We start from the raw sequence: 11,514 nt of genomic DNA on the forward strand, positions 1-11,514 counted from the left end.
GGGGCGCCCCGCCGCTTCGCGCCGGGGTCCGCGCGTACCCCCCCCCCCCCGGCCGATCACGCCGGACCGGGGCAGACTGGGGGCATGCCCGAACTGCCGGAGGTCGAGTCCCTCACCCGCTACCTGGCCCAGCACCTCGCGGGCCGGTCCGTCGCCCGGGTGTACCCGCTGGCCGTCAACGCGCTCAAGACCTACGACCCGCCGCCGACCGCGCTCGAGGGCCGCGTCATCACCGCGGTGGCCCGGCACGGCAAGTTCCTCGACCTGGACGCCGGCGACCTGCACCTGGTCATCCATCTGGCCCGCGCCGGGTGGGTGCGCTGGCACGACGACCTGCCCGAGGCCCCGCCGCGCCCCGGCAAGGGCCCGCTGGCCCTGCGGGTACGGCTGGACGGCCCCGACGGCGCCGGGCCCGACGGCGCCGGCTTCGACGTCACCGAGGCCGGCACCAAGAAGCACCTGGCGGTCTACGTCGTACGCGACCCGCAGGACGTGCCCGGCATCGCCCGCCTCGGGCCCGACCCGCTCGCCGCGGACTTCACCGCCGAGGTCTTCACCCGGCTGCTGGAGGGCGACCGCCGCCAGATCAAGGGCGTCCTGCGCGACCAGGGCACCATCGCCGGGATCGGCAACGCCTACTCCGACGAGATCCTGCACACCGCGAAGATGTCCCCGTTCAAGCTCGCCGCCCACCTCAGCGCGGACGAGGTGGCCCGGATCTACGCGGCCATCGGCTCCACCCTCGCCGACGCCGTCGAGCGGTCCGCCGGTCTGGACCTGCGCCACCTCAAGGCCGAGAAGAAGAGCGGGCTGCGCGTCCACGGGCGGACCGGCGAGCCCTGCCCGGTCTGCGGCGACACCATCCGCGAGGTGTCCTTCAGCGACTCGTCCCTGCAGTACTGCCCCACCTGCCAGACCGGCGGCAAGCCCCTGGCGGACCGGCGGATGTCCCGGCTGCTGAAGTAGCGCGGGCACCCGGCACGGCCGGTGCGGTCCAGGGACCGACCCCACCGGCCGTGCCGCGCTCACCGCGCCAGCAGCGCCTTGAGGGCGATGTTCAGCTCCAGGACGTTCACCCGCGGCTCCCCGACGAAGCCCAGGATCCGGCCGTCGGTGTGCTCCGCGACCAGCTTCCCGACCTGCGCGACGGGCAGGTGGTTGCGCTCGGCCACCCGGTGGACCTGCAGCTCGGCGTAGGCGGGCGAGATCTGCGGGTCCAGGCCGGAGCCGGAGGAGGTGACGGCGTCGGCCGGCACGTCCGCGGGCCGGACCGTGAAGTCCGCCGTGGAGTTGTCCTTGACGACCGCCGCCTTGGCCTGGGTCACCCACGCGATCAGGTCCGCGTTGTCGCCGGAGCGGTTGGTGGCCCCGGACAGGATCAGCGCGTACCGGGTGTTGACGGAGTTGGTGCCCAGCCCGTTCGACGGGCGCGGCTGGAACCACTTCAGGTCCGGAGCCGGGGTCTGCTCGCCGGCCTTCAGCGGCAGGTCGTAGCGCTGCCCGATGAGGCGGGACCCGACGACCGTGCCGTCGGAGGTGATCTCCGACCCGTTCGCCCTGCCCGGGAACAGGCCCTGCGCCACCCCGGTGACCAGGAGCGGATAGAGCACGCCGCAGACGAGGGTCAGCACGAGCAGCGCGCGCAGCCCGGCGCCGAACAGCCGCACGGTGTTCGCGAAAGAGTTGTTCATGACGTCACCCGATGCCAGGAATGCAGGAGAGGAGCAGGTCGATGAGCTTGATGCCGAGGAACGGGGCGACGAGGCCGCCCAGCCCGTACACGGCCAGGTTGCGGCGGAGCATCCGGTCCGCGCCCATCGGCCGGTAGCGCACGCCCCGCAGGGCCAGCGGCACCAGCGCGATGATGATCAGCGCGTTGAACACGACAGCCGACAGGATCGCGGACTGGGGGCTGTGCAGCCCCATGACGTTGAGCCGGTCCAGGCCCGGGTACGCCACCGCGAACATCGCCGGGATGATCGCGAAGTACTTCGCGACGTCGTTGGCGATGGAGAACGTCGTCAGCGCGCCCCGGGTGATCAGCAACTGCTTGCCGATCTCCACGATCTCGATCAGCTTGGTGGGGTCGGAGTCCAGGTCCACCATGTTCCCGGCCTCCTTGGCGGCCGAGGTACCGGTGTTCATCGCCACGCCCACGTCCGCCTGCGCCAGCGCGGGAGCGTCGTTGGTGCCGTCGCCGGTCATCGCGACGAGCTTGCCGCCCGCCTGCTCCCGCTTGATCAGCGCCATCTTGTCCTCGGGCGTCGCCTCCGCGAGGAAGTCGTCGACGCCCGCCTCCTCGGCGATCGCCTTGGCGGTCAGCGGGTTGTCACCGGTGATCATGATGGTTTTGATGCCCATCCGGCGCAGCTCGTCGAACCGCTCCCGCATGCCCTCCTTGACCACGTCCTTGAGGTGGACCGCCCCCAGCACCCGGGCGCCCCGCGCGTCCTCGACGGCCACGAGCAGCGGCGTCCCGCCGGCCTGCGCGATCGTGTCGGTGAGCGTGCGGGCGTCCGCGGCGACGGCCCCGCCGCGCTCGGTGACCCAGGCGATGACGGACCCGGCCGCGCCCTTGCGGATCCTGCGGCCGTCCACGTCCACCCCCGACATCCGGGTCTGGGCGGTGAACGCGACCCACTCCGCCCCCACCAGCTCGCCCTGCCGGCGGGCCCGCAGCCCGTACCGCTCCTTGGCCAGCACGACGATCGAGCGGCCCTCGGGCGTCTCGTCGGACAGCGAGGAGAGCTGGGCGGCATCCGCCAGATCCGCGTCCGCGGTGCCCTCGACGGGCAGGAACTCCGCCGCCTGCCGGTTGCCCAGGGTGATGGTGCCGGTCTTGTCGAGCAGCAGCGTCGAGACGTCGCCCGCGGCCTCCACCGCCCGCCCCGACATCGCCAGCACGTTGCGCTGCACCAGCCGGTCCATCCCCGCGATGCCGATCGCCGACAGCAGCGCGCCGATCGTCGTCGGGATCAGGCACACCAGCAGCGCCACCAGCACGATCATCGACTGCCGCTGCCCGGCGTAGACCGCGAAGGGCTGCAGCGTCACGACCGCCAGCAGGAACACGATCGTCAGCGACGCCAGCAGGATGTTCAGCGCGATCTCGTTGGGCGTGCGCTGCCGCGCGGCACCCTCCACCAGGGCGATCATCCGGTCGATGAACGTCTCCCCCGGCTTCGTGGTGATCTTGATGACAACTCGGTCGGAGAGCACCTTCGTGCCCCCGGTCACCGCGCAGCGGTCACCGCCCGACTCCCGGATCACCGGAGCCGACTCGCCCGTGATGGCCGACTCGTCGACACTCGCCACACCCTCGACGACATCCCCGTCCCCAGGGATGACATCACCGGCCTCGCAGACCACCAGATCCCCGACGCGCAGCTCCGCGCCGGGCACACGCTCCTCCCCGCCGGCGGCCAGCCGCCGCGCGACGGTGTCGGTCTTCGCCTGGCGCAGCGTGTCCGCCTGCGCCTTGCCGCGGCCCTCGGCCACCGCCTCCGCCAGGTTGGCGAAGAGCGTGGTCAGCCAGAGCCAGCCGGCGACCGCCCAGCCGAACCAGTCGCCCGGATCGGTGAACGCGAACAGCGTGCTCAGCACGGAGCCGATCTCGACCACGAACATCACGGGCGACGTGACCATCACCCGCGGATCGAGCTTGCGGACCGCGTCCGGCAGGGACCGCAGCAACTGCCGCGGATCGAACAGGCCACCGCCGACACGGGCGCGGCCGGGGTGCTGACCGGGGCGCGCGTCCGGGTGCGGGGCACGGGTCGGGGTGGTGGTGGGCATCGGATCCTCTTGCCGCAGACGAGTGGTCATGACGCCAGCCCCTCGGCGAGCGGCCCCAGCGCCAGCGCCGGGAAGTACGTCAGACCGGTGACGATGACGATCGTGCCGACGAGCAGCCCGGTGAACAGCGGCTTGTGGGTGCCCAGCGTGCCCGCGGTGGTGGGGACCGGCTTCTGCTCGGCGAGCGAGCCGGCCAGCGCCAGCACGAACACCATCGGCAGGAAGCGGCCCAGCAGCATCGCCAGCCCGATCGTGCTGTTGAACCACTGGGTGTCGGCGTTGAGCCCGGCGAAGGCCGAGCCGTTGTTGTTGGCGCCCGAGGTGTACGCGTACAGGATCTCGGAGAAGCCGTGCGCCCCGGAGTTGGTCATCGAGTGACCCGGGGTCGGCAGCGCCAGAGCGGCGGCGGTGAAGCCCAGCGCCAGTGCCGGGGTGATCAGGATGTAGCACGCCGCGAACTTGATCTCCCGGGTGCCGATCTTCTTGCCCAGGTACTCCGGGGTGCGCCCCACCATCAGGCCCGCGAGGAACACCGCGATCACGGCCATGATCAGCATGCCGTACAGACCGGACCCGACACCGCCGGGAGCGATCTCGCCCAGCTGCATGCCCAGCAGCGTGATGCCGCCGCCGAAGCCCGTGTAGGACGAGTGGAAGGAGTTCACCGCGCCGGTCGACGTCAGGGTGGTGGCCACCGCGAAGATCGACGAGCCGGCGACGCCGAAGCGCGTCTCCTTGCCCTCCATCGCGCCCCCGGCGATGTCGAAGGCCGGGCCGCCGTGGTGGAACTCCGTCCACATCATCAGCGCGGTGAAGCCGATCCAGATCGACACCATCGTGCCGAGGATCGCGTACCCCTGCCGCACACTGCCGACCATCGTGCCGAAGGTGCGGGTCAGCGCGAAGGGGATGACGAGGATCAGGAAGATCTCGAAGAGGTTCGACAGGCCGTTGGGGTTCTCGAAGGGGTGCGCCGAGTTGGCGTTGAAGTAACCGCCGCCGTTGGTGCCCAGCTCCTTGATGGCCTCCTGCGACGCCACCGCCCCGCCGTTCCACTGCTGCGAGCCGCCCAGGAACTGACCCACCCCGTGGATCCCCGCGAAGTTCTGGATCGCCCCGCAGGCGACCAGCACGATCGCGCCGACCACCGCGATCGGCAGCAGGATCCGCACGGTGCCGCGCACCAGGTCGGACCAGAAGTTGCCGAGCTCACCGGTGCGCGAGCGGGCGAAGCCGCGCACCAGGGCCACCGCGACCGCCAGGCCCACGGCCGCCGAGACGAAGTTCTGCACCGCCAGGCCGCCGGTCTGCACGACGTGGCCCATGGCCTGCTCGCCGTAGTACGACTGCCAGTTGGTGTTCGCCACGAAGGACGCGGCGGTGTTGAACGCCTGGTCCGGGTCGATCGAGGAGAAGCCGAGCGAACCGGGCAGCACGCCCTGGATCCGCTGCAGCAGGTAGAGGAAGAGAACGCCCGCCACGGAGAAGGCGAGCACACCGCGCAGATAGGCGGGCCAGCGCATCTCGGTGGACGGGTTGGCGCCGATGGCCTTGTAGATCCACTTCTCGACCCGCAGGTGCCGGTCGGAGGAGTAGACCCGGGCCATGTGGTCGCCGAGCGGACGGTATGCCAGGGCCAGCGCGGCTATCAGCGCGAGCATCTGGAGCACACCGGCGAGGACGGGGCTCATATCGGAACTCAGAACCTCTCCGGGTACAGAAGGGCGAGGACGAGATAGCCCAGGAGGGCGACGGCCACGACGAGGCCGACGATGTTCTCGGCGGTCACAGCTTTGCCACCCCCTTGGCGATGAGAGCCACCAGCGCGAACACCGCGATCGTGGTGACGACGAAGGCCAGGTCGGCCATCGTGTGCTCCTAGAAGAGTCGGGATCTCTGACTTCTCGAGCAAAGCGCCCGAACGGGTGCGCGGACCGTTCGTTGACGCCTCCCATACGGCGATGAGCAGGCTTTTGACGCGTTCCATACGCACCCCGCCCGCGCCGCCGGGACACCCGCGGGAAAACTCATGGCGCCATGATGGCTCCTCATGGCGCCTTCAATGTGCCATGATGGCGCCATGGACCTCACGCCGTACGTCGACCACCTCCGGCACGAGCTCGCGGTCGCCGCCGAGGCCGGCGGCGACGAAGCCCGCGCCCTGGCCGAACGGCTCACCGCGCCCCTGGAGTCGGCCGCCCGGCTCACCCTGCTCAACGCACTCTCCGCCGCCATGGACGAGGTCACCGTCGACCTCGCACCCGGCTCCGTCGACGTCCGGCTGCGCGGCCTCGACCCCGAGTTCGTGGTCACCCCGGCCCCGGCCCACGAGCCCTACCAGCCGGCGGCCCGGACCCCCCACGAACCACTGCCCGCCGCACCCACCGCACCCACCCCCGCGGACGGCGACGACGGCAGCACCGCACGCATCAACTTCCGCCTCCCCGCCCACCTCAAGACCCGCGTCGAGGACGCCGCCGGACGCGAGGGCCTGTCCGTCAACGCCTGGCTCGTCCGCGCCGTCGCCCTCGCCCTGGAACCCGGCGAACCCGCCCGCCCCGGCCGCCGCCACCGCGGCCCGCACGGCTACACCGGCTGGGTCCGCTGACCACGACCACCCGAACCCGCCGCACCACCCCTGACGCCTTCACCCTCCCCCAGCACCACCGGGAGGCCCCCGACCGGCGGGAAACACCCGCCGACCACCACGAGGACGGGACCGCCATGCCTGAATTCGACACGCCCGAACCCATCACCGTCACCCTGGAATTCGACATCGGATCCGCGCGGATCATCGCGAGCAAGCGCACCACCACCCTCGTCGAGATCCTGCCGAGCGACGGCGCCGCCGCACTCGACGTCCGCGCGGCACAGCAGACCCACGTCGTCTGCACCGGAAGCACCCTGCTGGTCAAGGGACCCCGCAAGCGCACCCTGTTCGGCGGCAACGGATCCATCGACGTGATCATCGAACTGCCCACCGGCTCCCACCTGCACGGCACCGCCCCCCTGGCCGACTTCACCTGCGAAGGCCGGATCGGGAACTGCCGGCTCAAGACCTCACTCGGCGACATCCGCGTCGACGAGGCCGCCACCGCCAACCTGCGCACCGGCCACGGCGACATCCGCCTGGACCGCGCGACCGGCGACGCCGACATCACCGCCGCCGGCCGCGTCGACATCGGCCAGGTCACCGGCGCCGTGACCGTCAAGAACGGCAACGGCGAGACCGCCGTCGGCGACGTCACCGGCAACCTGCGCATCAGCTCCTCCAACGGCCGCATCAGCGTCGACACCGCCCACGCCTCCGTCGACGCCAAAGCCGCCCGGGGCGCCATCCGGATCGGCGAGGTCGCCCGCGGCCAGGTCGCCCTGCAGTCCGCCACCGGCGACCTGGAAGTCGGCATCCGCGACCTCACCGCCGCCTGGCTCGACGTGAACACCCGCTTCGGCACGGTCCGCAACTCCCTCGGCCCCACCGAAGGCCCCGGCGACACCGACGCGACCGTCGAAGTACGCGCCCGCACCGGCGTCGGCGACATCATCATCCGCCGCGCCTGAAAGCGGCCGAATCCGCTTCCCGGCCTGGGCCCGCCACCGCCACGGACGCATACGCGAAGGCGTCCGACCGGACCGCCCAGGACCGGTGCTACCGCACCACCGGCTTCACCCCGGTCGACGCCCACCTGGCGAAAAGCTGGAACGCCCTCCAGCCCGTCCGCTACGTATGGCTCCAGCACGACGCGCCGGCCCGGTGACACACCCGTGCGCGACAATCGACCCGTGCCCGACTACCCCTCCCTCACCGCGCTCGACACCCTGCTCGCCACCCTCCCGGACATCGGAGAAGCCCGGCGCCGGCAGCTCGGCATGGTGCGCCGCGAACTCGCGGCGGCCCTGGCACGGGACGCGCTGCCGGTGGCCGCCCGGCGCAACGTACGACGGCTGCTCGCGACCACGACCCTCGACACCTACCTGCGCCTGGCCGAGTCCGGCACGCTGCGCCACCGCCTCGTCGGCGGCCGCCGCCCGCCGACCTCCGCACCGACCAACCAGGCCCGCTACGACTGCCTGAACCTCGCCCGCAAGGCCGCGGGGCTGCCCCGGCTGCCCCTGGGCGGCGGCGCCCCCGTCCTGCGGCCCACCCCCGAATCCGGCCGGCTCACCGCGCTGCGCCGGCAGCTCGACCGGGACCTCGCCGGCCACCTCTCCCCCGGCCGCATCCGGCTCACCGCCGTCCTCGCCCTGCTCCTCGACACCCGCTCACGCTCCGGCGAGCTGGCCGTCCAGCGCATCACGCACCTCACCGACGGCCACACCGGCATCCACACCCGGCGGCAACCGCAGCACGGCACCAGCGCCGAGCCCGAGAGCGAATGGCTGCCGCTGTCGAACCTCAGCCGGGCCGCCCTCGACCGGTGGCTGCCGCTGCGCGCCGAGCTGGTGAGCCACGCGCACGGCACCAGCCGGCTCTGGGTGAGCCTGCGCATGAACCACGCGGGCACCCTGGACGACGAGGGCCGCGCCACGCTGCGCCCGGTCGGGATGCCGCTGGAGGAGAACGGACTGGTCACCTCGTACCGCGCTGGCCGCTACCGCTACGACGAACTGCGCCGCCTGCTGCCCCCGAAGATGGAACAGCTGCGCCGGGCGGCCGAGGAGCGCTGGGTCGCGACGCAGACGTCGTGGATGTAGCGGACGTGGTGGACGTCGCGGACGTGCCGGCCGTCCCGGACGTGACGGCCGTCCCGGACGTGACGGCCGTCCCGGACGTGACGGCCGTCCCGGACGTGACGGGCCGTCGTGGACGCAGCGCCTTCGCCCCGGTGCGCGTCTGTCGTCTTCCCGCGCGTCGGCGGCAGCCCATGGGGCTTGTTATTATGCACCGGGCCGGAACGGCCCCACCGGACCCGGCAGTCGGCGCCCCCGAACCCACCCCCTACGCTGGAGCCCGCCAGGTCGCGGTCGCGGAGGACCGCCTGGTGGCACGCGCGACACGAGGGAACGGAGCAAGGGTGACGACGGGGGACACGGGCGGCGGAGAGCTGGTCGGCACGGTCATAGCCGGGCGGTACCGGGTGACCGGACAACTGGGGCGGGGCGGCATGGGCGTCGTCTGCCGCGCGGTGGACGAGGTGCTCGGCCGCGAGGTCGCGGTGAAGGTCCTCCGCGCGTACAACGACGCCTCCGGCCCCGAACTGGCCGACCTCCGCGCCCGGATGCAGCGTGAGGCGCGGGCCGCCGCCCGGATCCGCCACAGCGGTGTCATCACCGTCCACGACGTGACCGAGGAGCAGGGCCTGCCGGTCATCGTCATGGAGTTGGTCGAGGGCCCCTCGCTCGACGACGTGCTGGCGGAGAACGGGGCGATGGACCCGCGCGAGGCCGCCGCGATCGGCGCCAAGGTCATGGACGCGCTCGACGCCGCACACCGCGTCGGCGTGCTGCACCGGGACGTCAAGCCCGGCAACGTGCTCCTCGACCGCAGCGGACGCGTCGTGCTCACGGACTTCGGCATCGCGAGCGTGGAGGCGCCCGACGAGGGCGCGAACACCCGGCTGACCAAGGACGGCGTCATCGTCGGCTCGCTGGACTACCTCGCCCCGGAGCGCGCCAAGGGCCAGGAGTTCGGCCCCGCCTCGGACATCTGGGGGCTGGGCATGACGCTGTACGCGGCGGTGGAGGGCGGGTCGGCGTTCCGCCGCACCTCCGTGTGGTCCACGCTCAACGCGATCGTCGAGGAGCCGCTGCCCGCGCCGCGGCAGTCCGGTCCGCTGGGGCCGGTCCTCCTCGCGCTGATGGCCAAGGACCCGGCGGAGCGTCCGACGGCCGACCGGGCGCGCCGGATGCTGCAGGCGGTCGCGGACGGCACCCCGGGCACGACGCCGCCCGCGGCGGTGGCCGGCGGTGCCCCGCCGCGCCGGCCGGTGCCGCCGGCCGTACCCGCCCCGGACGCGGTGCCGCCGGGCCGGGAGGCGGCCGCGCCGCCGCCCGGGGCCGCCGGGTACCGGCCGCCCTCCGGTCTGGGCGGGGCGGGCGGGCCGCTCGTCTCCCCCGCCGGCAGCCGGGAGCGGCGCACCGAACCGCTCCCCTCGCGCCGCCGCGACCGCGGCCGGGTCACCATCGCGGCGGCCGCGGCCGCCGTCGTGCTGGCCGGCGGCGGACTGGCGTACGCCCTGGTCGGTACGGGCGGCTCGGGCGGCGGCAACCCCCCGGCCCGGGCGGCCGGCTCCAGCGCGGTCCTGGAGAGCCCCACCGGCAGCGCGGGCACGCAGGCCGCCGGCAGCGCCGGGAGGAAGGCCGGCTCCAGGACCCCGGCGAAGTCCCCCTCCAGCACGTCCGGCAAGCCCGCGAAGCCGTCCGGGAGCCCGGACGGTGCCGGCAGCCCGTCCGCCTCCGGCAGCACCGCCGCCTCCCCGTCCGCGACGCCGAGCCCGTCGGCCACCACGGTCTCGAAGGGCTGCACCGGATGGGCCCACCAGGACCCGCACCCGGGCACCTACGGCACCTCGCGCGGCAACTACCACGTCTTCAGCGGCCCGTACGCGGACTGCCCGGAGATCGCGGTGGCCAAGTCCGGGGTGAAGGTCTACTACCACTGCTACGTGCTCAACGCGTACGGCCACACCTGGACGTACGTCCGGATCGAGGGCACCAGGACCGCGGGCTGGATGTCCAACGACAACCTCAGCAAGCAGACCGGCCCCGCCTACCGCTGCTGACCGCCACCGGGGGCGGCCGGCGAGCGGCGGGGCCGGGCGTCAGCGGCGGGCGAGCACGCCGCGGACGTAGGCGGCCTGGCCGGCGTGCTGGAGGTCGTCGGAGATGACGCTCAGCAGCCGCACGCCCTGGGTCACCGCCGGCGTCCAGTTCTCGTCGACGACGCGGTCGAGGTCGGCGTCGGCCAGGTTCCGCACGTAGCGGACGGTCTGGTCGTGGACGGCGTCGTAGTAGTCCAGGAGCAGCTTCGGGGTGTCCACGCGGACGGCGGCCACGTCCTCGCTGTCCTGGCCGTAGCCGGTGGCGGCGGGTGCGAAGGGCAGCTGGAAGCGGTCGAACCAGCCCTGGGCGGTCCAGACCTGCTCGGTGCCCGCCAGGTCGGCGACGTGGTCGTCCTGAACGCGCGTCAGGTGCCAGACCAGCCACGCGATGGAGTTGGCCGAGTCGTCCACCCGCGCGGTCAACTCGTCGGCGGTGAGGCCTTCGACGGCGCCGTGGACGGTTTCCTGAACCCGGCCGAAGGCATCGGCCAGTAGCTCCGCGCTGTTCATCGGTGTCTCCTCAGGGCAGTGGACGGCGTACCGAACGATTGTGCACGCCGACCGCCCGCGTTCGGGGAGGGGCGGCCCGGGCGCGTCCGAAAAAATCGCCGCGTCGCTGCTGCGCCGTAAATCGAACACGTGCTTGAATTAGCGGGTGATGTACTCCTTCCCCCACGACCTCCTGCAGGCCCAACGCGAGTGGTACGCCGTGTACGGCCGGCTCGCCGACCGCACCACGAGCAGCACCGCCGCGCAGACCACGGCGCTGCGCCGCCGGCTGCACCGGCTGTCCGTCCAGGTCTCCACGCATCCGTACTGGGAGGCGCATGCCGGAGGGGCGCCGGCGGCGCGCATGGCCCTGCGCGAACTGGCCCGCTCCTAGACCGCATCACCGGAGTTCCGTCCGCTGCGGAAATCCGGTTCCCCTTCCGCCCGCCGGTTCACTACACTCACGATC

Annotated in this window: 11 protein-coding genes; 6 read left to right on the plus strand and 5 right to left on the minus strand. The window is 72.7% G+C overall.

Annotated features, from left to right (window positions below):
* The first annotated feature begins 84 nt into the window (after window positions 1-84).
* Window positions 85-966 (plus strand): DNA-formamidopyrimidine glycosylase family protein, encoded by an 882-nt coding sequence (locus ABZ721_RS13745; RefSeq protein WP_358788810.1) that lies wholly within the window; start codon window positions 85-87, stop codon window positions 964-966.
* Between the two features lie 59 nt (window positions 967-1,025).
* On the opposite strand, the gene ABZ721_RS13750 is transcribed toward ABZ721_RS13745, so the two are convergent.
* From ABZ721_RS13750 to kdpF, 4 genes are read right to left on the minus strand one after another with little or no spacing between them, the layout of a single operon-like run.
* Window positions 1,026-1,691 (minus strand): potassium-transporting ATPase subunit C, encoded by a 666-nt coding sequence (locus ABZ721_RS13750; RefSeq protein ID WP_358788811.1) that lies wholly within the window; start codon window positions 1,689-1,691, stop codon window positions 1,026-1,028.
* Window positions 1,692-1,695: 4 nt separating this feature from the next.
* Window positions 1,696-3,795 carry a potassium-transporting ATPase subunit KdpB gene (gene kdpB, locus ABZ721_RS13755; RefSeq protein ID WP_358788812.1) on the minus strand — a complete coding sequence of 700 codons (2,100 nt, stop codon included), beginning with the start codon at window positions 3,793-3,795 and terminating at the stop codon, window positions 1,696-1,698.
* Between the two features lie 26 nt (window positions 3,796-3,821).
* Window positions 3,822-5,486, minus strand: a complete 1,665-nt coding sequence (gene kdpA, locus ABZ721_RS13760) for a potassium-transporting ATPase subunit KdpA (protein ID WP_358788813.1) — start codon at window positions 5,484-5,486, stop codon at window positions 3,822-3,824.
* 8 nt (window positions 5,487-5,494) lie between these two features.
* A complete protein-coding gene (gene kdpF, locus ABZ721_RS13765) occupies window positions 5,495-5,584 on the minus strand; it encodes a K(+)-transporting ATPase subunit F (protein ID WP_078075662.1) in 90 nt (29 codons plus the stop codon).
* Window positions 5,585-5,875: 291 nt separating this feature from the next.
* On the opposite strand from kdpF, the gene ABZ721_RS13770 reads away from it, so the two are divergent.
* From ABZ721_RS13770 to ABZ721_RS13785, 4 genes are all read left to right on the plus strand, one after another.
* Entirely contained in the window at window positions 5,876-6,403 is a 528-nt protein-coding gene (locus tag ABZ721_RS13770) for a hypothetical protein (RefSeq protein WP_358788814.1), read from the plus strand.
* A gap of 116 nt (window positions 6,404-6,519) precedes the next feature.
* Window positions 6,520-7,356 carry a DUF4097 family beta strand repeat-containing protein gene (locus ABZ721_RS13775; protein ID WP_358788815.1) on the plus strand — a complete coding sequence of 279 codons (837 nt, stop codon included), beginning with the start codon at window positions 6,520-6,522 and terminating at the stop codon, window positions 7,354-7,356.
* Between the two features lie 222 nt (window positions 7,357-7,578).
* Window positions 7,579-8,490, plus strand: coding sequence for a hypothetical protein (locus ABZ721_RS13780; protein ID WP_358788816.1), 912 nt, complete (start codon window positions 7,579-7,581; stop codon window positions 8,488-8,490).
* A 320-nt stretch (window positions 8,491-8,810) separates the two neighbouring features.
* Complete coding sequence (locus tag ABZ721_RS13785) at window positions 8,811-10,517, plus strand: protein kinase (protein ID WP_358788817.1); 1,707 nt, start codon at window positions 8,811-8,813, stop codon at window positions 10,515-10,517.
* 39 nt (window positions 10,518-10,556) lie between these two features.
* Here ABZ721_RS13785 and ABZ721_RS13790 read toward each other — a convergent pair whose 3' ends face one another.
* A complete protein-coding gene (locus ABZ721_RS13790) occupies window positions 10,557-11,066 on the minus strand; it encodes a DUF664 domain-containing protein (protein ID WP_358788818.1) in 510 nt (169 codons plus the stop codon).
* Window positions 11,067-11,214: 148 nt separating this feature from the next.
* On the opposite strand from ABZ721_RS13790, the gene ABZ721_RS13795 reads away from it, so the two are divergent.
* Window positions 11,215-11,439 carry a hypothetical protein gene (locus tag ABZ721_RS13795; RefSeq protein WP_358788947.1) on the plus strand — a complete coding sequence of 75 codons (225 nt, stop codon included), beginning with the start codon at window positions 11,215-11,217 and terminating at the stop codon, window positions 11,437-11,439.
* Window positions 11,440-11,514 lie beyond the last annotated feature (75 nt).

Source organism: Streptomyces sp. NPDC006733 (assembly GCF_040636125.1).
Lineage (GTDB): Bacteria > Actinomycetota > Actinomycetes > Streptomycetales > Streptomycetaceae > Actinacidiphila.